The sequence below is a fragment of the Streptomyces sp. NPDC087859 genome, assembly GCF_044742595.1.
In the GTDB taxonomy this organism is placed as follows: Bacteria; Actinomycetota; Actinomycetes; order Streptomycetales; family Streptomycetaceae; genus Streptomyces; species Streptomyces canus_F.
The window spans coordinates 407,871-428,357 of record NZ_JBIUUU010000001.1; the positions used below are offsets into that span (position 1 = coordinate 407,871).

The window sequence follows — 20,487 nt, forward strand, 5'->3', positions numbered from 1 at the left end:
GCCGAAACACACGTGACGCCCACACACCTTCCCGGCCGAGTCGCCATACCGGCCCTGCCCGAGCAGACCCGCACCCCACGGTCGCCGACTCTGCTGGACGCCTTCAACACCGCGTCCCCCGAAGAAGCCCACCACCTCCTTCTCACCTGCCTCCGCAGCCTCCGCTGGGCCCGCCGAGTGGCAGACCACCGCCCGTACCCGGACCTGGACTCCTTGCAGGCCGCGTCCGACGAGGCGGCGTACGACCTGTCGCCGGGCGACCTGTCGGAGGCCCTGGCGGGAGAGACGCTGCCGGCACTGCCGGACGGAATGTACGAAGCCGCCCATATGGCCCTGAGCGCGGCACACGCGGCATACGAGGCGAAGTTCGGCCATTCGTTCGTCATCTGCCTGGACGGGTTGCCTCCGAACGAGGCCTTGAACCACGTACTGGCGGGCATCCGGTCACGTTTGACGAACGATCCGGAGGACGAGCGGGTGGTGGCGGCAGAGGAGCTGCGGCGCCTGGCGAGGGGACGTCTGGCGCAGGCCGCCGGGGTCGCGGGGCTGTGACATCAGCGGCTCCGCCACGGGACGCGACAAGCCACAACGACACCGCACCCGGCAGATAACCCCACACACCACCCCAGACCCCCGCCGACACTCACCCAAACGCGTGCCACTTTGATCACACCGCGATACCCCGGCTGAGCCCAGCGCCAGCGCATGGCTACGATGCTGGGGGCCGGTGGACCGTACCCGGCCGGGCCAGACCGACAGCACAAGCCGGCGGCCCCAATCCCCGCTCCCGGAGGGACTTCCGTGCCGGCTGGAACGCTGTACCGCGGCCGGGAAGGAATGTGGTCCTGGGTGGCTCATCGAGTCACCGGCGTCCTCATCTTCTTCTTCCTGTTCGTTCACGTGCTGGACACCGCTCTCGTCCGTGTCTCCCCCGAGGACTACGACAGGGTCGTAGCCACTTACAAGACCCCGCTCGTCGCGTGTCTGGAGTACGGCCTCGTCGCCGCCGTCCTCTTCCACGCGCTCAACGGCCTGCGCGTCATCGCCGTCGACTTCTGGTCGAAGGGCCCGCGCTACCAGAAGCAGATGCTCTGGACGGTCGTAGGCCTGTGGGTCGTGCTGATGGCCGGGGCGATCTACCCCGTCCTCGGTCACGCCGCTCGTGAACTGTTCGGGAGCTGACGCGCATGTCCATCACCGAGAAGACCGCGTCCGGTATCGGCCCCGTCGAGGGCGAGTCCCTCTACGACGTCGACAACCCGGCCCCCCTCATCGAGGCCCCGCGCAAGCGCACCAAGAAGACCCCCAAGTCCACGCGGGGCAACTTCGAGATGGTCGCCTGGCTGTTCATGCGCCTGTCCGGCATCGTGCTGGTCGTCCTGGTCCTCGGCCACCTGCTGATCCAGCTGGTGCTCGACGGCGGCGTCTCCAAGATCGGCTTCGCCTTCGTGGCCGGCCGCTGGGCGTCCCCGTTCTGGCAGGTCTGGGACCTGCTGATGCTGTGGCTCGCGATGCTGCACGGCGCCAACGGCCTGCGCACGGTCATCAACGACTACGCGGAGCGCGCGAACACCCGACTCTGGCTCAAGGGCCTGCTCTACACCGCCACGGTGTTCACCATCCTGCTGGGCACGCTGGTGATCTTCACCTTCGACCCGAACATCCGCTAGGCGCGGGGCTGAGGAATTCCTGATGAAGATCCACAAGTACGACACCGTCATCGTCGGCGCGGGCGGCGCCGGCATGCGCGCCGCGATCGAGTCGACGAAGCGCAGCCGTACCGCCGTGCTCACCAAGCTCTACCCCACCCGCTCCCACACGGGCGCCGCGCAGGGCGGCATGGCCGCCGCGCTGGCCAACGTGGAGGAGGACAACTGGGAGTGGCACACCTTCGACACGGTCAAGGGCGGTGACTACCTGGTCGACCAGGACGCCGCCGAGATCCTGGCGAAGGAGGCCATCGACGCCGTCCTCGACCTGGAGAAGATGGGCCTGCCGTTCAACCGGACGCCCGACGGGACGATCGACCAGCGCCGTTTCGGCGGTCACTCCCGCAACCACGGCGAGGCCCCGGTCCGCCGGTCCTGCTACGCCGCGGACCGCACCGGCCACATGATCCTCCAGACGCTGTACCAGAACTGCGTCAAGGAGGGCGTGGAGTTCTTCAACGAGTTCTACGTCCTGGACCAGCTGATCACCGAGGTCGACGGCGTCAAGCGGTCGGCGGGCGTCGTGGCGTACGAGCTCGCGACCGGTGAGATCCACGTCTTCCAGGCGAAGGCCGTGATCTACGCGTCCGGCGGCACCGGCAAGTTCTTCAAGGTGACGTCGAACGCGCACACGCTGACGGGCGACGGCCAGGCGGCGGTCTACCGCCGTGGTCTGCCGCTGGAGGACATGGAGTTCTTCCAGTTCCACCCGACCGGCATCTGGCGCATGGGCATCCTGCTGACGGAGGGCGCCCGTGGTGAGGGCGGCATCCTCCGCAACAAGGACGGCGAGCGCTTCATGGAGAAGTACGCGCCGGTCATGAAGGACCTCGCGTCCCGTGACGTCGTGTCCCGCTCCATCTACACGGAGATCCGTGAGGGCCGCGGCTGCGGTCCCGAGGGCGACCACGTCTACCTCGACCTCACCCACCTCCCGCCGGAGCAGCTGGACGCGAAGCTCCCGGACATCACCGAGTTCGCGCGCACCTACCTGGGCATCGAGCCGTACACGGACCCGATCCCGATCCAGCCCACCGCGCACTACGCCATGGGCGGCATCCCGACCAACGTCGAGGGTGAGGTCCTGTCGGACAACACCACGGTCGTCCCGGGCCTGTACGCGGCCGGCGAGGTGGCCTGTGTGTCGGTGCACGGCGCCAACCGGCTGGGCACGAACTCGCTCCTGGACATCAACGTGTTCGGCCGTCGGGCCGGTATCGCGGCGGCGGAGTACAGCCAGACGGCGGACTTCGTCGAGCTGCCGGAGGACCCGGCGTCGCTCGTGGTCGGGCAGGTCGAGCGGCTGCGCGCGTCGACGGGCACCGAGCGGGTGTCCGTGCTCCGGCGTGAGCTGCAGGAGACCATGGACGCCAACGTCATGGTGTTCCGCACCGAGCAGACGATCAAGACGGCGGTCGAGAAGATCGCGGAGCTGCGCGAGCGCTACACGAACGTCGCGATCCAGGACAAGGGCAAGCGGTTCAACACGGACCTGCTGGAGGCCATCGAGCTGGGCAACCTGCTCGACCTCGCCGAGGTCATGGCGGTCTCGGCGCTGGCCCGCAAGGAGTCCCGCGGCGGTCACTACCGCGAGGACTACCCGAACCGCGACGACGTCAACTTCATGCGCCACACCATGGCGTACCGCGAGGTGGGCGACGACGGCACCGAGTCCATTCGTCTCGACTACAAGCCGGTCGTCCAGACCCGCTACCAGCCGATGGAGCGTAAGTACTGATGGCAACCCCGACCCTGGACAAGGCGGACGCGGCCGGCGCACCCGAGCCCGGCTTCGCCGACTCTCCGTACATCACGGTCACCTTCCGCATCCGCCGCTTCAACTCCGAGGTCTCGGCGGAAGCGGTCTGGGAAGACTTCCAGCTGGAGATCGACCCGAAGGAACGCGTCCTCGACGCCCTGCACAAGATCAAGTGGGACCAGGACGGCTCGCTGACGTTCCGCCGCTCCTGTGCCCACGGCATCTGCGGCTCGGACGCGATGCGGATCAACGGCAAGAACCGTCTTGCCTGCAAGACCCTCATCAAGGACATCAACCCCGCGAAGCCGATCACGGTCGAGCCCATCAAGGGCCTGACGGTGCTCAAGGACCTCGTGGTCGACATGGAGCCGTTCTTCCAGGCGTACCGCGACGTCATGCCCTTCCTCATCACGAAGGACACGAACGAGCCGACCCGTGAGCGCCTCCAGACCGCCGAGGACCGCGAGCGCTTCGACGACACGACCAAGTGCATCCTGTGCGCGGCGTGCACGTCATCGTGCCCGGTCTTCTGGAACGACGGCCAGTACTTCGGCCCGGCGGCCATCGTCAACGCCCACCGCTTCATCTTCGACTCGCGCGACGAGGCCGGGGAGCAGCGGCTGGAGATCCTCAACGACCGTGACGGTGTGTGGCGCTGCCGCACCACCTTCAACTGCACGGACGCCTGCCCGCGTGGCATCGAGGTCACGAAGGCGATCGCCGAGGTGAAGAAGGCGCTGATCACGCGCCGGTTCTGAGGTCGTTTCGGTACGGCTTCCCGTACGGCTGTGAGGGCCCCGTTTCCGTTGGGAGCGGGGCCCTCTGGCGTGCGGACACCCGTTTGGGTGAACGTGATCGTTAAGGACATACCGGTGGTGGTCGGCCTACGATGAGGCTCTCGACACCAGTCCACAGGAGGCACCTGATGTCCGCAGCAGCTGTCGAGCGGCCGCATGGGGACCGTCCGTTGATCGCGGAGGCGAACCGGATCATGGACCGCCTCCCGGGCTACCGCGTCGAGATCATCGGAGGCCAGATCCTCGTGTCCCCGCCGCCGGACGCCGCCCATGCCCGCGCTCTGAGCAGGCTCATGAGCCCCTTCATCGCAGCCGGTCTCGCCGATGGCGAGACAGAGGTGCTCCAGGGAGTAGGCCTCTGGCTCCCCAGCGGCACCGAGGACTACGCCATCCCGGATCTGGTGCTCGTCGATGCCGACATCGAGGAACACCTCGTCGAGAACAACTGCTATGACCCCGTCTGCTTCCGCCTGGTCCTGGAGGTCACCTCCAGCAACTATCGGACCGACCTGCGAGACAAGGTGAAGGCGTACGCCGCCGCCAAGATCCCGGTCTACGTGATCATCGACCGCAGGCATCAGCGCCTGCACGTCCTGACCAATCCCGTCGGGGACGATTACGAGAGCCACCGCCCTCATTCCCCCGGAGAGATGGTCACCCTGCCCAAATCCATCGGTGCCGAAGTAACTCTGGACGTGGCGGAGCTCTTGAAGGCAGGCCAGCCGAAGAGCGGCTGAGATCCAGCCAACTCCCCTGTGGCACCTGGGAGTTATGTGACGTCAGTTGCACACTGACCCCATGCCCCTCCTGAAGAAAGCCGCCGCTTCCCTCTCCGCCGCAGCGGCCGTACTGATCGCGCTCCCTGCCTCCTCCTCGGCGACCCCCACCCCGCACGGCACCCTCGCCCGGGAGAGCTTCGACCGCCTCCCCCTGGGCCCGGTGACGAAGGGCCACGGCTGGACCACCGACACCGCCGACGGGACCCTGACGGTCGCCGCCAGCAGCACGGGCCACGGCCGTGAACTCCGGATCCACACCGAGGGCAACGGCCGCGCCTTCCTCGTCTTCCCCGGCCTGACCGCCCCCGGCAACAGCTACTGGGCCCGTCTGCGCGTCCGGGTGGACGCCTTCCCGACGGCCCCGGACTGGGCGCACTGGACGATCGCCGAGGCCTCCGGGTCCGGCTCCCCCACACTCGTCCGGCCGCTCGGCGGGCAGTACGCCCCCACCGACCGGGGCAACTTCTGGGGCGTCGGCTCCGACCTCGGCCCCACCGGCGACTGGACGTCGTGGAAGACCTCCGCGCCGGCGGCGGGCGGCGCGTGGCAGTGCGTCGAGTTCCATCTGGACGCGACGGACAACCGGGTCACGGTCTACTTCGACGGCGTCGAGCAGTCCGACCTGACCGTGTCCACGAAGGAACACGGCGGCACAGCCGACGACTTCGCGTTCCCGGCCTTCGACAAGCTGAAGCTCGGCTGGCAGCTCTACCAGGCCGACCCGACCCCGTCCTCGTACGACATCCGTCTCGACGACATCGCCGTGACCACGCGTCGGGCGGGCGGCTGCTGAACCGAGGCGGCGTCTGCGCCACACGAGTTGGCCGGGTCCGCGCGACTGTGATCCACTGCCCTCGCCATGTACACAGCAGCCTCTGGGGAGGGGCTGCCGGGAGGGGGAGGGTGCGCCGATGCGTACCGCCGGGGAACAGACAGTCCAGCCGTGCCCGCAGTGCGGGGTGGAGATCCGTGCCGACCGCCGGTTCACCGTGTGGTGCGCGGCCTGTGACTGGAACGTGGATCCGCAGGGGGCGGACGAGGAGAAGGGCGGGCTGGGGCGGCTGCGCCGCCGGCTGGCGCAGCGCCACGGTGAGCGGCTGGTCGACGATCTGAGCACAGGGGACGAGCGGCACTGGAACGGACGTACGGCGGCAGGGGTGCTGGCGTACGCGATCGCGCTCTCGGTGCACGCGGTGACCGCCGCGCTGGCCGGGGGCGGTATCTGGTTCCTGGTCGGTGGCTGGGGCGGCATCGGCATGGTGCCCGGCTTGCTCCTGCTGACGCTGGCCTGGACGCTCCGGCCGCGTCTGAACCGACTGCCCGGTCACGCCCGCGTCCTGGCCCGGGACGACGCGCCCGAACTGTATGCGCTGATCGACGAAGTCGCCGCGCTGTCGGGCACCCGGAGCGTGGACATCGTCGTCGTCGACGCACAGGCCAACGCGAGCGTGACGCACCTCGGTCTGCGCCGTCGGATGCTGACGCTGGGGCTGCCGTTGTGGGAGGTCCTGACCCCACAGCAGCGGATCGCTCTCCTGGGCCATGAACTCGGCCACTTCACCAACGGGGACACCCGGCACGGGATGGTCGTGGGAACGGCCTACAGGTCGCTGACGACATGGCACTACTACCTGTCGCCCATCCAGGAGCCGACGTTGGTGGAAGCGCTCGTCAACCTGCTGTACGTCGTGCCTCGCGCGCTGATCGGGGGTCTCGTGCTGCTCCTCGACCTGCTGACCTCCAGCTCCGCCCGCCGCAGTGAGTACCTCGCCGACGCCGCGGCCGCCCGCGCCGGATCCACCGAGGCCGCGGTCGGGCTGATGGACCGCCTCCATGTCACCGAGTCGGTGGAGACGACGCTGTACCGCGAGGCCAACGGCAGGCGTATGCGCGGGTCGGGCCGGACCACCTCGGCCGACGCCGAGGGGTTGTGGGAGGCGTTGACCCGTCATATGGACTCGGTCCCCGAGTCGGAGGTCGAACGCCAGCGCCGCGCGGGTGCCCGCCGCGGCCACAGCGTCGACGCGACGCACCCGCCGACGCATCTGCGACGCGGCCTGCTGCTCGCCGGTCCGTCCCTGCCCGCCTCGGTGAAGGCCGACGCCGAACGGGCCCGCCGCATCGCCGCCGAACTCTCGGGTCCGCGGGCGGAGGTGGCGCGGGAGCTCGTCAGGGACGGTATCGACGGGTGAAGGCCCCTGCTACAGCTGGCTCAGGATCGTCGGGTCCGTGATCTTCGTGTCGGCCGCCAGCATCATCGCCTTGCTCAGGATGACCGCCAGCATGCGATCTCCCTCGTAAGGGAGGTAACCCGCCTGCGGGGCCGCCGCGTTGGACTTCGGGACGATGCAGAGGTACTGGTCGTTCGGGGTGCGGAGGATGTTGCCCGAGCCGAGGTGGATCTTGTACGTGTGGCGGTCGCCCTTCACGTGCAGGAAGCGGCCCTCCAGGGTGCAGCGGTCGGCGATGGCCAGGCGGGGTATCAGGCGTTCCAGCAGCACACGCCGTGTCTCCGCGCTCTGGCCGAGCTCACCGAAGCCGTACGACGTCCAGTACTCCTGGAAGCGGCCGTCGGGGCCGCCGTCCTGCCAGGTGGGGTCGTTGCCGACGCTGGCCACGCCGACGAACAGGTCGACGTCGCGCAGGACTTCGGACAGGACGAGAGGGGGGATCGAGTCCAGGGGCAGGGCCTCGACCGGGTCCTGGCCGTCGCGCAGCCACATGCGGTACTCGCCGCCGCAGCAGTGCGCCGAGTTCTCCGGGGCGTCGATCGGGTAGAAGCGGACCTGGTCGGTGCGCAGGCGCAGGAAGCTGCCGGACTCGGTGACGTCCTCGTAGTGCTCGCCGCCGTCGCCCTCGATCCAGTACTCGGCGCGCAGGCCCCACTGGGGCAGCTCACGGACGGCCGGCGGCGCCTCGTCGTCGACGCTGAGGCGGAGCTTGTTGCGCCAGCCGCGGACGGCCGCCAGGGAGTGGAACTGGTGCTGGCGCAGGAAGTGCGCGGCGAAGCGGTTGGAGTAGGTGCCCGTCGCGCGTTCGGCGTCCGTCAGCAGGTACACCTCGCGGTGGGCCTGCTTGAACGGCTGGGTGATGCCGTGCCGTTCCAGCCAGTCGCGCCAGGCGACGATCTCGGCGGGCTCGTGGTCCACCGGGTGCCAGAGGGAGACCTCGGTGCCGCTGTCCACCGGGTCGTCCGAGAGCGTGCGCAGGGCGCCCTGGGCGTAGCCGGCCGTCCTGCCGTCCACCTTCCACAGGAGGCGGCGGGCGAGGGTGCCCACCAGCGGGTGGTCGAGGCAGCGCTCGCGCCAGGCGGCGTAGGGCCAGGTGCGGCGGGCCAGGAACTGGCGGTCCAGGCGCTCGCTCTGGGCCGAGAGCATCTTGTCGATGTCCTTGACGGCCGCCTTGAGGTCCTTGAGGTCCTCGGCGTGGTCCCGGCGGACGGCGGCCGGCACGCTCCGGACGTCCTTGCCGGTCGCGTTGCGCCAGCTCAGCACCGCCTTGGAGCCGCGGACCTCGACAAGGGCCGTAGCGTCCCCGAACCGGTACTCGGCCCGTCCCACCTCCGTCAGTCCGTAGGCGGGGACCGCCAGTTCCTCGATCTCCTCCCGGCCGAGGCCCATCGCCTCGGCCCGCGCGTCCAGGGCCCCGTCGAGCAGCTTGAGCGTGCCCTTGAAGGTGACGCGGGTGGCGAGCCGGGCCAGTTCGGCGAGGGCGGCCTCGCTGTCGATACGGGCGAGGGCGGTGACACCGGCGTTGGCAACCTTGGGGTTGCGCGGGCCGAGCCCTGCGACCTTCTTGAGGGAGGTCTCGACGAGGGTGCCGAGGGTGCGGGCGGTCTCGGGGTGCGGCGGCAGGAAGGACAGGAGCCAGGCCAGGCCGCGCAGGGCATCGGCGTTGAACGGGTCGAAGGTCGCGTTGGGGTCGGCGCTCCACCCCCGGTTGAGGAGCGGGCGGGTGCGGGGACGGCCCACCAGTCGCAGCCAGGGCACCAGTCGCGAGCGCGCCTCCTCCGGGCCGACGGCCTCGATCAGCGCCCGCCCGGCCTTCTCCCACTTCGCGGAGGGGCGGGCGGCGTTGGCGGTGGCGGCGTGGGCCAGCAACTGCTCCCATGCCGGGGAGAGTTCGAGCAGCTCGGCCAGGGCCAGGTCCGCCCACGCCTCACCGGGGTTCACGACGGGGCGATTGAGCCGCGCAGCCAACGCCCCCAGCTTCGCCTTGCCGTTCCACAGCGTCAGGTGGGTGCGGCGGACCACGGCGACGAACTCGCCGGGCAGCTCCCGGCCGTCCGCCAGCTCCAGTTCGGCGAGCCGGATCAGCTGCTCGCACTCGTAGTGCACGTCCTGTTCGGCCGACAGGCTCAGCAGCGCGGCCCGGGTGTCGAGGGGCTTGTCCTCGGCTGGCATCCGCACGTCCCCGAGACGGCCGAGCAGGGCGACGATGCTGCGCCGCCCGCCCGTGCCGGGCTCCAGCGCGTGGTACCGGGCGGCGAGGGCATGCACCAGCCGTCCCTGGAACCGTTCGTCGGCGCCCCGCACGGCGTCGATCACCTTGCGGTGCTCCCAGCCCCAGTGGTCGTCGACCATCTCGGCGAGCGCCAGCAGTTCCGGCACCAGGCGATCCGCGTCCTCAGCACTGATCAGGGCGAGGATCTCCCGGACCAGCCGGGCGTACTCGGCGGGCGACTCGATCATCAGCCACCCACCAGCGCGACGAGCTTCAGGAACGTGACCTCCGTGCCGAGCACCAGCTCGATCTCCTCGTCGAGTTCGGTGACCTGACGGTCGCCGACGAGCACCAGGAAGCCGTTGCCCGCGAAGGCCCTGAGTGCCAGCTCGGTCTGCTTCTCGGGGTCTATCCGGCGGGGGGTACGCAGGGCGTAGCCGTTCAGCACGCGCTCGGTGTCCTCGGGCTGGACCAGGCCCTGGAAGACCTCCGGCGTACGGGCGTTGTACTCGGCGACCTCCTGGAAGACCCGGCGCCGGATCAACTCGCGCACGCTGAGCCGCTCCTCGGCGATCTCCAGGCCCCAGCCGTCGCTACGGCTCCCGCTTGTCGTCTCGTCGACGAACATCACGATTCCCATGCCGCCGACAGTACGACCCGCCACTGACAACGGGCCCGGCGTCAGCGCAGCGCAGGCCTGCTCCACTCCCGCGCCCCCGCGGCCCGCATGAGCGCGACGGCCGCCTCCGGTTCCCCGGAGACCAGCGGGTGCACCAGCTCGACGCAACGGACCTGTCCGGCCAGGGACTTCCTCAGCTGCCGCAGACTGCGGGCGTCGAAGGAGACCCGGCTGTCGGCCACTCCCGCGGCGCGTGCCAGCTTGCCGATGCCGACCTTGCACTCGGTCAGCCCCGTCTCGCGGCAGGCGTGTGTCTCGACGTCGCCGTCCCACAGACCGAGCACGATGCGGTACCGCACGCCGGAGCCCGTGTAGGTCGCGACGGCGAGGTGCCGGTCCCGCTCCCCCTCGCCGGGGCCGCTCAGGCCCAGTCTCTCGGCGACGTCCGTGAAGGCCACTCGCACTTCGTCGAGGAAGGCCTCTGTCCCCGGAACCATTCCCGCCCCCTCCGCCGCACGGCACTGAAGACGGCTCAGCGTACCGACGCGAGGGCCCTTGTCTCGGCCCAATGAGTGACCCCGCGGAAAGCCCGCGGGGCAACCGCCGGCCCCGCACCTAATCTGATGGCATGTCAGATGAAGAGTCGTACGAGCTGCTCGGTTTCGACAACGTCCTGCTGCCCGTGGGTGACCTCGGCGAGGCCGTCGGCTTCTACGAGCGCGCCGGGTTCGCGGTGGCGGTCCGGCACGACGAGGCCGGGATCGCGGTACTGAAGGCCGGCGGCGAGATTCCGGGGATCCTGCTCCGGCAGGAGGAGGGGATCGGGCACCGTCCGCCGCCGTGGCCCGCCCCGCGCCTGTGGCTGGAGGTGCCGGACGCGCGCGTGGCGGCACGGGAGCTGCGGAGCGCTGACCTCGAGCTGCTCGACGGGCCCTTCTCCACGGCCACCGGCTGGACCGTCGAGATCGCCGATCCGTGGGGCAACGTCCTCGGCTTCACGGACTACACCAAGCGGCCGGAGCTGGGACGCCGCCCCTGAGCGCACCCGCCCCACTGGTTAGGCTCTGCGTCGTGCCCGCGAACAGCGAAGAGGGCGGTACGCCCAGCAAGTCCGAGCAGACCCGCGCCCTGATCCTGGAGACGGCCATGCGGTTGTTCCAGGAACGCGGCTACGACAAGACGACGATGCGGGCCATCGCCAAGGAGGCCGGCGTCTCCGTCGGGAACGCCTACTACTACTTCGAGGGCAAGGAGCACCTGATCCAGGGCTTCTACGACCGGATCGCCGCCGAGCACCAGGTGGCGGTCCGGGAGGTCCTGGAGCGGGAGACCGACCTGGAGGCGCGGCTCGCCGGTGTGCTGCGGGCGTGGCTGGACATCGCCACGCCGTACCACGAGTTCGCGGTGCAGTTCTTCAAGAACGCCGCCGACCCGGACAGCCCGCTCAGCCCGTTCTCCCCCGAGTCGGAGCACGCACGCGTGGAGGCCATCAGCGTCCACCGCGACGTGCTGGCCGGTACGAGGACCAAGGTGCCGGAGGATCTGCGGGATGTGCTGCCCGAGCTGATGTGGCTCTCGCAGATGGGGCTCGTGCTCTATTGGATCTTCGACCGGACCGAGGGGCGCGAGCGGAGCTACCGGCTCGCCGAGCGCGGCGCCCGGCTCACCGCGCGCGGGGTCGCGCTCGCCCGGTTCCGGGTGCTGCGGCCGCTCGTGCGCGAGGTGCACGAGCTGTTCACGGACTTCCTGCCGGGGATGACGAAGATGATGCCCGACCCCGGCAGGAAGCCCTAGGAACCCCGGGTCAGTTCACCGAGTCCAGCTCTCCCTCGGCCAGCTCCACGTCGTACACCAGCGGCCCCTCGCTGACGACCACCTGACTCGCGCGCGAGCCGTACGAGGACGCCGAGACCGACAGCAGATACGTGCCCGGCGCGGGCACCGACACGATGTACGAGCCGTCCGCCAGGGACACCACCCGGTCCAGCTGGCGGCCGCCCCTCGACAGCAGCGTCACCGCGGCCCCCGCGACCGGCTCGCCGTCGGTGTCCCGGACGATGCCGTGGACGACGGACGCCGGACCGTCGTCCGCCACGGGAGCCTCCGCGACCGCCTCCTCCCTGGGCTCCACCGCCAGATGCGGCAGCCGCTTCTCCAGCCCCTCCGGCAGCCACCAGTTGGACTTGCCGAGCAGATGCATCGCGGCCGGCACCAGCGCCGTACGCAGGATGAACGCGTCCAGGGCGACCGCGGCCGCGAGGCCGATGCCCGCCATGGCGCCCTCCATGTCGCCGCTGAGGACGAACGCGGAGAAGACGCAGATCATGATCAGGGCAGCGCAGTTGATGACCCGGCTGGTCTCCGCCAGGCCCACCCGGACCGCGCGCGCGTTGTCCTTCGTGTGCACCCACTCCTCGTGCATCCGGCTCACCAGGAAGACCTGGTAGTCCATCGAGAGGCCGAAGAGCAGGGAGAGCATGATGACCGGCAGGAACGCCGTGATCGGGCCCTCCTTGCCGATGCCGATGAGCTCGGTCCCCCAGCCCCACTGGAAGATCGCCACCAGCACGCCGAAGGACGCGGCCGCCGCGATCAGGTTCATCAGGGCGGCGGTCAGCGGGACCACCAGCGAGCGGAACGCCACGAGCAGCAGCAGGAAGCCCAGCGAGATGATCGCCGCGACGAAGTACGGCAGCCGCTCCCCGGTCACGGCCGCGAAGTCCTTGAAGACGGCCGTGACACCGCCGACATGGGCCTCGGCGCCGGAGGCGGGGATCACGTCGTCGCGCAGCCGGTCGATGAGCTGGTCGGTCTTCTCCGACTGCGGTGAGGTCGTCGGGACGACCTGGATCAGCGTGACACCGTTCGCGGGCGGTACGGCGGCCACCTGAGCCACGCCCTCGGTGGACTCGATACGGGAGACCAGCCCCTGTGCGTCGCCTTCGGAGACGACCACCTGGAGCGGGCCGTTGAAGCCGGGCCCGAAGCCCTCGGCGAGCAGGTCGTAGGCCTGCCGGGTCGTCGTCGACTCCTGGTGGTTGCCCTGGTCGGTGGCGCCGAGCCGGATGGAGAGCACGGGCAGCGCCAGGATCACCATGACCACGAGGGCCAGCCCGGCGACCGCGCGCGGGCGCTTTTGGACGTACGCCGACCAGCGCGCCGCGAGTCCGCTCGTGAGCTCCGGCTCCGGTCCCGTGGCGGCGAGCCTGCGCCGCTGGCGGCGGCTGAGGACGCGCATGCCGAGGAGGCCGAGGAGCGCGGGCAGCAGGGTGATCGCGGCCAGCACGCTCAGCACCACCGTCAGCGAGGTCGCGATGACCACGCCGTCCAGGAACCGCATGTTCATCACGAGCATGCCGGCGAGCGCGATGCACACCGTGCCGCCCGCGAACAGCACCGCGCGCCCGGAGGTGTTGAGCGCGACGACCGCCGACTCCTCGGGCTTCATGCCCCGCAGGATGCCGCGGCGGTGCCGGGTCACGATGAACAGGGCGTAGTCGATGCCGACGCCGAGACCGATCAGCGAGCCGAGCAGCGGGGCGACCTCGGGCACGTCGGTGACATGGCTGAGCAGCGACGTCGCCATCAGGCCGGTGCCGAGGGCCGCGATGGCGACCACCAGGGGCAGCAGCATCGCGAAGAGCGAGCCGAAGGCCAGGAAGAGCACGACCGCCGCGGCCACGATGCCGACCATCTCGGCGATGCCGGTCGGCGGCTCCTGGGTCCGGGTGATCGCCTGGCCGCCCAACTCGACCTGGAGTCCGTCACGTTCGGCTGCCTGCGCGGTGTCGACGACGTCCTCGACGAGCTCCTTGGGCACCGCGTTGGCCTGCTCGACGAAGGTGACCTGGGCGTACGCGATCCGCCCGTTCTCACTGATCTGCGCCGCGCCGTCGGCCGCGTAGGGGTCGGTGACCTCGCCGACCCCCTTCATCGCGCCGATCTCCTTCAGCGCGGGCTCGATCCGCGACCGTACGGACTCGTCCCGCACCGAGCCCTCGTCGACCTTCCACACCACCGTGTCGGTGTCGCCGGCGCTCTGCGGGAAGGCCTTCTCCATCAGGTCGTACGCGCGCGTGGAGTCCGTGTTCGGGAGCGAGAACGTGTTCGCGTAGTCCGTGCCCGCGGCGGAACCCGCGAAGCCCACACCGAACACCGTCCCCACCCACAGCAACAGGACCACCAGCCGGTGCCGATAGCACCACCGTGCCAATGCCGCCACGATCAACGCTCCCTATTTGTCGGTCGGTTGGTCCCCCAGGTCCTGGGCAACAGGATTGGTGCCGGCACACGCGCGTGGACACCGGATACGACCGACTCTCAAGGAACTCCAAAGCACCGAACCGGCCCGGCTGTCAGTGGCTCCGCCGATACTGGGGGCATGACGACGGCCCCAGGCACCGTGCTGGTAGTGGAGGACGAGGAGAGCATCGCGGACGTCCTCGCCATCGCGCTGCGCTACCACCGGTTCGAGGTGATGATCGCGGGCACCGTCCGCGAGGCCCTGGCGCTCACCGAGCGCACCCGGCCCGACGTGGCGCTGCTCGACGTCATGCTGCCCGACGGCGACGGACGCGCCCTGGGACGCCGGCTGCGCGCCGAACGCCCCGACATGGCGCTGGTGTTCCTCACCGCGCGCGACTCGCCCGGTGAGATCGTCGGCGCCCTCGGCTTCGGCGACGACTACATCACCAAGCCGTTCAACATCGACGAGGTCATCGCCCGTGTCACCGCGGTACTGCGGCGGACGCGCCACGCCGACGTGCTGCCGCAGCGGCCGCCGCTGACGTACGGCGATCTGGAGCTGGACGAGACGACGTACAGCGTCCACCGCGCGGGACGCTCCGTCGAGCTGACCCCCACCGAGTACGCGCTGCTGCGCTTCCTGGTGCGCAACGGAGGGCGGATCGTGCCGAAGGAGCAACTCCTGCGCCACGTCTGGCAGTACGAGCACACCCCGCCCGAGTCGACGATCGTGGAGACCTACATCAGCTATCTGCGGCGCAAGCTGGACGCGCTGGGGCCGCCGGTCATCACGACCCGGCGCGGCGTCGGATACGGGCTCGCATGAGGTTTCCCCGCACCCTGTCCCGGCACTCGCTGCGCGCCCGGCTCACGCTGGCGAACGTGGCGCTGCTGGCGCTCGGCATCGTCGCGGCGACCGTGGTGAGCGTGATGGGCATGCGGTACTACCTGCTCGACCAGATCGACGGCGAACTCGACCAGACGCGACAGTCGCTGGGCGGTTCCCAGCTCACGCTGGAGATGATCGAGGGCCTCACCGACCTGGCGATCGTGCGCGAGCAGTTCATGCGGCAGAGCGTGGAGGAGACCCGGCCGGACGAACTCCTCACGCTCGTCGACGAGCGGGGCGGCACGCTCTCCCTGGCCGGATACACGCCGAGCGAGGTCCAGCGGGACTTCGCGGCCGCCGTGGGCGATCCGCGCGTGCTGGCCACCGACACCGAACCGCACGACATCCGGGTGGGCGGCGACGCCTACCGGGCGACCGCGACCCGCCTCGCCGACGGCACGTACGTCCTGCTCGCCACCTCCACCGAGGCCGTCCACAGAAGCGTCGGCAAGGCCGTCAAGCTCGATCTCGCCATAGGCACCCTGCTGCTGGCGCTGCTGGCCTGTCTGACGATGTTCAGCGTGCGGCGCCGGATGCGGCCGCTGGAGGACATGGTGGAGACCTCGTCGGCGATCGCCGAGGGGGATCTGACCCGGCGGGTGCCGTCCAGCCGGGAGGCCACGCTGGAGGTCGAGCAGCTGCGCGTCGCCCTCAACTCCATGCTCCAGCAGGTGGAGTCGGCGTACCGCACGCGCGAGCACAGCGCGTCCCAGCTGCGCCGGTTCGTCGCCGACGCCTCGCACGAGCTGCGCACCCCGCTGTCGGCGATACGCGGCTATCTCCAGCTGTACGACAAGGGCATGCTGCGGGAGGAGGCCGAGCGCAAGCGGGCCTGGGCGCGGGTGATGGCGGAGGCGGACCGGATGGGGCGGCTGGTGGACGAGCTGCTCACGCTCGCCCGCCTGGACCAGCAGCCCGAACTGCGGTTCCGCAACGTCGATCTGAGCCGTCTGGTGCGGGACGCCGCCGAGGACCTGCGGGTGCAGCAGCCGGACCGGCCCGTCAGCGTCGGCGCCGAGGGCGCGCTGCTGGTGCACGCCGACGAGTCGGGGCTGCGCCAGGTGCTGGGCAACCTGGTGGTCAATGTGCGCACCCACACGCCCGCCGACGTGCCGGTGCGGCTCGCGGTGGAGCGGGCGGACGGGGTCGTACGGCTGTGCGTCGAGGACGAGGGTCCCGGACTCTGCGACGAGGACGCGGCGCGTGTCTTCGACCGGTTCTTCCGGGCCGGCGGCGGCGCGGGGAGCGGGCTCGGCATGGCGATCGTGCAGGGGGTCGTCCAGGCGCACGGCGGGCGGGTGGCGGTGCGGACGGCGCCCGGCGAGGGGCTGACGGTGACGGTCATCCTGCCGGCGCGGACGTAGTCAGGTGTTCGCCGACACGAGGGCCCATACGGTCTTGCCGTGCCGCCCTCGGCTCCACACCCCCCACGCGGCGGCGACGGTCTCCACCAGGTGCAGCCCGCGGCCGGTCTCCTCCCACTCCCCGACCGCCCTGAGCCGGGGCTCCATCTGGCCTTCGTCGGACACCTCTATGAGGCAGGAGCCGTCGGCGAGCGCGGTCACCGCCACCTCGAACTCGCGTTCCAGCAAGGGACCGTGGCGTACGACGTTCGTCGCCAGCTCGGACACCAGCAGTACGGCGTCCGCCAGCGCCGCGTCGTCGGACCCGTGCCCCCAGTCGGTCAGGTGGTCCCGCACCCGGCGCCGGGCGAGACCGACGGAAGCCGGATGCCGGGGCAGCCGGAAGGAGTTGCGTCTCAACACGTTTGCTCCTCACCCCGCCCACACCTCCGCCACATGGTGCTGCGTAGGGCTGTTACCCCGCGTCACTCCGGCGAATGTCAAAGCCGCGAGATCGCGTCAGATCCAGTTGAGCCGCCAGAGCCGGAAGACACCGGTGCCGTCCGAAAGATACTGGCCACCGCCGACGTCCTCGCTGGTCACCACGTACTCCTTGGCCTGCCAGAGCGGAATGACCGGAACATCCCGGGCGACGGCGTCCTGCAGCGACCGGAAGTCGTCCGTGGCCTCACCGCGGTCCTCGAACCGCTGACTGGCCCGAATCAGATCGTCGACCCGGCCGCTGCTGTAGCCGGTGCTCATGGTTCCGTCGGTGCCGACGAGCGGGCCGCCATAGGTGTCCGGGTCGGGGTAGTCCGCGACCCAGCCGACCGCGTACGCGTCGAGCTTGCCGCCGACCCAGCGCTTCTGGAAGTCGGTCCACTCGTAGCCCTTGACGGTCACCTTGAACAGACCGCTCGCCTCCAGCTGCCGCTTGAGTTCCTTCGCCTCCCCGGCGGCGGAGGCGCGGCCGATGCCGTAGCCGTAGGTGAAGCGGACCGGCAGGCTCACTCCGGCCTCGGTGAGCAGGGCGCGGGCCTTCTCGGCGCTCTGTTTCGGGTAGGCGTCGAAGAATGCCGTGGTGTGGCCGGTGATGCCCGTCGGGATCAGCGAGTACAGCGGGTCCACGGTCCCCTCGTACACCGTGGCCGCCAGCCGCTCTCGGTCGATCAGCCAGGCCATCGCCTGGCGGACCTTGGTGTCGTGCAGCGGCGAGGAGGCGCGGGTGTTGAGGTAGAGGTTGCGGACCTCGGAGCTGTCGGCCTCGGAGACCCGCATGGTCGGGTCGCTCGGGTTCAGCTCGGCGAGCGTCTTCGGCGGCAGCTGCCGGGTGGCGGCGTCGACCTGCTTCTTCTCCCAGGCGCTGTCGAGGGCGTCGGCGTCCTTGTAGTAGCGCAGTTCGACGGGGCGTCCGGCGCCCTTGACCGCGCCCTCGTAGCGCCCGTTGGGCGAGAGGTCCGCCCTCTTGTTCTTCGTATACGCCGTCAGCTCGTACGGGCCGGTGCCGTCCACGCCGTTGTCGGTGCGCAGGCCGTCTGCCGGGTACTTGGTGCGGTCGACGATCGAGCCCGCTCCGGTGGCCACCTTGAACGGGAAGGTGGCGTCCGGGGTGGACAGACGGAAGGTGACGGTACGGCCGCTCGCGGACACCGACTTGAGGGTGTCCAGCAGCGCGGAGGGACCGACGTCCGAGTTGATCTTCTTGACGCGGTCGAAGGAGTACTTCACGTCCTCGCCGGTCATCTCGCGCCCGCTCGGGAAGGCGAGCCCCTTGCGCAGCGTGCACCGGTAGACGCGCAGATCGCCGCCGTCGAACTCACAGCTCTTCGCCGCGTCGGGCACCGGCTTCGTGCCGCCCGCCTCGAAGGTCAGCAAGGACTGGAAGACATTGCTGAACAGGGCCCAGGACCCGGCGTCGTAGGCGCCGGCCGGGTCGAGTGACGTGACGACGTCCGACGTGCCCACCTTGATGGTCTTGCCCGAATCCTCCTGCGACGGCATCAGTTGCCAGCCGCCCACTCCGACGGCCGCCAACACCAGCAGCGTCGCGAGAATCCGTATGCGAACCGATCGCATCGGTGCCCTCCCCGGGGCCCTCTCGGCCCCCAGCACAAGCGCCGCCTCCCCTGGCGGCGCGGCTCACCTAACCACACGCGTTTCACCTCGGGGAAGAGGGATCTTGAGAGTTGAGAAAGTCATTGCCGCAAGGTGTTACCGCCCGGTTTCACAGGGCCCTCACAGCGTTCGCCCGGAGGGGTCACCGGACTGCTCCTCAGGCTTGTTTCGACGCCAGTTCGATCACCGTGATGTCCGACGGGGCGCCCACCCGGGTCGGCGGACCCCAGGCGCCGGCGCCGCGGCTGACGTAGAGCTGGGTGTCGCCGTAACGTTCCAGCCCCGCGACGGTCGGGTTCGCGAGCTCGGCGACGAGGTTGCCGGGCCAGAGCTGGCCGCCGTGGGTGTGGCCGGAGAGCTGGAGGTCCACGCCGTGGTCGACGGCGTCGTGGATCTGGATCGGCTGGTGGGCGAGGAGCACGCACGCGCGTGCCCTGTCGCGGTCGCCGAGCGCCTTGGTGAAGTCGGGGCCCTGGCCCTCGCCCTCTCCCGCGATGTCGTTGACGCCGGCGAGGTCGAAGTACGGCAGTTCCGTACGGTCGTTCTCCAGCGGGCGCATACCGAGCCGCCGTACCTCCCGCACCCACTGCTCGGCGCCGGAGAAGTACTCGTGGTTGCCGGTGACGAAGAACGTGCCGTGCTTCGCGCGGAGTCGGGCCAGGGGCGCCGCCGCGGGACCGAGGTCCTTCACGCTGCCGTCCACCAGGTCGCCGACGACCGCGATCAGGTCGGGCTGTGTGGAGTTGATCGTGTCGACGACCGTCTGCGCGAAGCCGCGGCCGAGGACCGGACTGAGATGGATGTCGCTGACCACGGCGATGCGGTAACCGTGCGCCGCGCGCGGCAGCTTGGCCAGCGGCACAGTGACCCGCTTGACCTTCGGTCCGCGCAGAACGCCGTACGTGCCGTACCCGACGGTCCCGACCGCCGCGGCGGCCGCGGCGCCGGCGGCGACACGGGAGACGAAGAGACGGCGGGAGGGAAGCGGCGGTCCCGGGGCGGCATCAGGGGCGGCCTCCGGCTCAGTTTCCGGGGCTCTTTCCTGGCCTGCGTCCGGGGCCGCGTCCGCGGTGATCGGCTGCGGCTCGGCCTCCCGTGACTCCTCGGGCGGCGCGCCCGCCGGCACGGATTCCGGCCGCGGTACGGATTCCGGCCGCGGCAGGAGGGCCTCGGCGGGCGCCCGTCGCCGGTCCCGCCGCTCGAGGAATCGCCGCAGCAGGGGTCGTACGACTTCACCCGCCACCACACCGAGCAGCAGGTAGATCGACAGCGCGAGCCACAGGAAACCGGGCCACGCCAGCACGCGTTGCAGCCAGAAGGGCGCGCCGGTGCGCTCGGCCACGAGGGCGCCGACCGCCAGCAGCCAGCCGCCGGCGATCAGCGCGGCGCCCGCGCGGCGCATCCGGCCCGGGCGCTCGGTGGTGTCGCGGAACAACCGGCGCCACAGGTACCAGTTGCCCGTCACCAGGACGCCCAGGGCGAGCAGCGCGAAGACGATGACCACGGAGTCGTATCCCTCAGTTCTCTTTTATGACGTCTGGCGCAGTGCGCGCACTCCGCGCAACCCGATGGCCCCGACGACCGTCCCCAATACGAAGGAAACGACGGCGAGCAGCAGGTGCACCCAGAAGTACGCGGTCGGGTCGCCCGCGTCGTCGAACGCCAGCCCGCTGCCGTCCTTGACGAGATTCTTGACGAAAGTGATCCAGATGATCCAGCTCCACACCCCGAAGGCGAGCAGGAACCAGGAGACGGGGCGGCTGAGCTTCATACGCCCAGTATCTCCGCC

20 protein-coding genes are annotated in these 20,487 nt (G+C 70.2%); 12 read left to right on the forward strand and 8 right to left on the reverse strand.

Going from position 1 to position 20,487, the window contains the following annotated elements; translation table 11 throughout:
• The first annotated feature begins 12 nt into the window (after positions 1–12).
• The 8 genes from ACIOHP_RS01920 (at position 13) to ACIOHP_RS01955 (ending at position 7,236) form a co-directional block, all read left to right on the forward strand.
• Positions 13–552 (forward strand): 2-oxo-4-hydroxy-4-carboxy-5-ureidoimidazoline decarboxylase, encoded by a 540-nt coding sequence (locus ACIOHP_RS01920; RefSeq protein WP_401882416.1) that lies wholly within the window; start codon positions 13–15, stop codon positions 550–552.
• A gap of 249 nt (positions 553–801) precedes the next feature.
• Positions 802–1,182 carry a succinate dehydrogenase, cytochrome b556 subunit gene (gene sdhC, locus ACIOHP_RS01925; RefSeq protein WP_361480630.1) on the forward strand — a complete coding sequence of 127 codons (381 nt, stop codon included), beginning with the start codon at positions 802–804 and terminating at the stop codon, positions 1,180–1,182.
• 5 nt (positions 1,183–1,187) lie between these two features.
• The gene (locus ACIOHP_RS01930; RefSeq protein ID WP_361480633.1) at positions 1,188–1,670 is read left to right on the forward strand and encodes a succinate dehydrogenase hydrophobic membrane anchor subunit; all 483 of its coding nucleotides are present in this window, start codon (positions 1,188–1,190) and stop codon (positions 1,668–1,670) included.
• 22 nt (positions 1,671–1,692) lie between these two features.
• On the forward strand, positions 1,693–3,447 hold the full coding sequence (sdhA, locus tag ACIOHP_RS01935) for a succinate dehydrogenase flavoprotein subunit (RefSeq protein ID WP_361551056.1): 1,755 nt from the start codon (positions 1,693–1,695) through the stop codon (positions 3,445–3,447).
• Positions 3,447–4,226 (forward strand): succinate dehydrogenase iron-sulfur subunit, encoded by a 780-nt coding sequence (locus ACIOHP_RS01940; RefSeq protein WP_307026789.1) that lies wholly within the window; start codon positions 3,447–3,449, stop codon positions 4,224–4,226. The genes sdhA and ACIOHP_RS01940 overlap by 1 nt, the downstream gene beginning before the upstream one ends.
• Before the next feature lie 167 nt (positions 4,227–4,393).
• On the forward strand, positions 4,394–5,002 hold the full coding sequence (locus ACIOHP_RS01945; protein WP_401882421.1) for a Uma2 family endonuclease: 609 nt from the start codon (positions 4,394–4,396) through the stop codon (positions 5,000–5,002).
• Positions 5,003–5,063: 61 nt separating this feature from the next.
• The gene (locus ACIOHP_RS01950) at positions 5,064–5,837 is read left to right on the forward strand and encodes a hypothetical protein (RefSeq protein ID WP_401882424.1); all 774 of its coding nucleotides are present in this window, start codon (positions 5,064–5,066) and stop codon (positions 5,835–5,837) included.
• Positions 5,838–5,955: 118 nt separating this feature from the next.
• Positions 5,956–7,236, forward strand: coding sequence for a M48 family metallopeptidase (locus ACIOHP_RS01955; RefSeq protein WP_401882427.1), 1,281 nt, complete (start codon positions 5,956–5,958; stop codon positions 7,234–7,236).
• Between the two features lie 9 nt (positions 7,237–7,245).
• Here the strand turns inward: ACIOHP_RS01955 and ACIOHP_RS01960 are convergent, their stop codons facing one another.
• Genes ACIOHP_RS01960 through ACIOHP_RS01970 form a run of 3 tightly spaced genes read right to left on the reverse strand, consistent with a single transcriptional unit; the run spans position 7,246 to position 10,603 of the window.
• On the reverse strand, positions 7,246–9,735 hold the full coding sequence (locus ACIOHP_RS01960; protein WP_401882430.1) for a DUF4132 domain-containing protein: 2,490 nt from the start codon (positions 9,733–9,735) through the stop codon (positions 7,246–7,248).
• Positions 9,735–10,127: a hypothetical protein gene (locus ACIOHP_RS01965; RefSeq protein ID WP_361551042.1), complete on the reverse strand. Its 393-nt coding sequence runs from the start codon at positions 10,125–10,127 to the stop codon at positions 9,735–9,737. The genes ACIOHP_RS01960 and ACIOHP_RS01965 overlap by 1 nt, the downstream gene beginning before the upstream one ends.
• 41 nt (positions 10,128–10,168) lie before the next feature.
• Positions 10,169–10,603, reverse strand: coding sequence for a hypothetical protein (locus ACIOHP_RS01970; protein WP_361551039.1), 435 nt, complete (start codon positions 10,601–10,603; stop codon positions 10,169–10,171).
• 131 nt (positions 10,604–10,734) lie between these two features.
• On the opposite strand from ACIOHP_RS01970, the gene ACIOHP_RS01975 reads away from it, so the two are divergent.
• Complete coding sequence (locus ACIOHP_RS01975; protein ID WP_361480660.1) at positions 10,735–11,145, forward strand: VOC family protein; 411 nt, start codon at positions 10,735–10,737, stop codon at positions 11,143–11,145.
• Positions 11,146–11,177: 32 nt separating this feature from the next.
• Complete coding sequence (locus ACIOHP_RS01980) at positions 11,178–11,900, forward strand: TetR family transcriptional regulator (RefSeq protein ID WP_361480663.1); 723 nt, start codon at positions 11,178–11,180, stop codon at positions 11,898–11,900.
• Between the two features lie 10 nt (positions 11,901–11,910).
• On the opposite strand, the gene ACIOHP_RS01985 is transcribed toward ACIOHP_RS01980, so the two are convergent.
• Positions 11,911–14,319 (reverse strand): MMPL family transporter, encoded by a 2,409-nt coding sequence (locus ACIOHP_RS01985; RefSeq protein ID WP_401883119.1) that lies wholly within the window; start codon positions 14,317–14,319, stop codon positions 11,911–11,913.
• Positions 14,320–14,487: 168 nt separating this feature from the next.
• Here ACIOHP_RS01985 and ACIOHP_RS01990 point away from each other — a divergent pair, with 168 nt between their 5' ends.
• Both ACIOHP_RS01990 and ACIOHP_RS01995 read left to right on the forward strand, forming a co-directional pair.
• Positions 14,488–15,177, forward strand: coding sequence for a response regulator transcription factor (locus tag ACIOHP_RS01990; RefSeq protein ID WP_361480666.1), 690 nt, complete (start codon positions 14,488–14,490; stop codon positions 15,175–15,177).
• Positions 15,174–16,604 (forward strand): ATP-binding protein, encoded by a 1,431-nt coding sequence (locus tag ACIOHP_RS01995; protein WP_401882434.1) that lies wholly within the window; start codon positions 15,174–15,176, stop codon positions 16,602–16,604. The genes ACIOHP_RS01990 and ACIOHP_RS01995 overlap by 4 nt, the downstream gene beginning before the upstream one ends.
• Here the strand turns inward: ACIOHP_RS01995 and ACIOHP_RS02000 are convergent, their stop codons facing one another.
• The 4 genes from ACIOHP_RS02000 to ACIOHP_RS02015 form a co-directional block, all read right to left on the reverse strand.
• Positions 16,605–17,006: an ATP-binding protein gene (locus ACIOHP_RS02000; protein ID WP_361551027.1), complete on the reverse strand. Its 402-nt coding sequence runs from the start codon at positions 17,004–17,006 to the stop codon at positions 16,605–16,607. It abuts the gene before it with no gap.
• 96 nt (positions 17,007–17,102) lie between these two features.
• The gene (locus tag ACIOHP_RS02005) at positions 17,103–18,659 is read right to left on the reverse strand and encodes an ABC transporter substrate-binding protein (RefSeq protein WP_401882437.1); all 1,557 of its coding nucleotides are present in this window, start codon (positions 18,657–18,659) and stop codon (positions 17,103–17,105) included.
• A gap of 196 nt (positions 18,660–18,855) precedes the next feature.
• Entirely contained in the window at positions 18,856–20,202 is a 1,347-nt protein-coding gene (locus ACIOHP_RS02010; RefSeq protein ID WP_401882440.1) for a metallophosphoesterase, read from the reverse strand.
• Between the two features lie 24 nt (positions 20,203–20,226).
• Positions 20,227–20,469 carry an SCO4848 family membrane protein gene (locus tag ACIOHP_RS02015; RefSeq protein WP_266888822.1) on the reverse strand — a complete coding sequence of 81 codons (243 nt, stop codon included), beginning with the start codon at positions 20,467–20,469 and terminating at the stop codon, positions 20,227–20,229.
• Positions 20,470–20,487 lie beyond the last annotated feature (18 nt).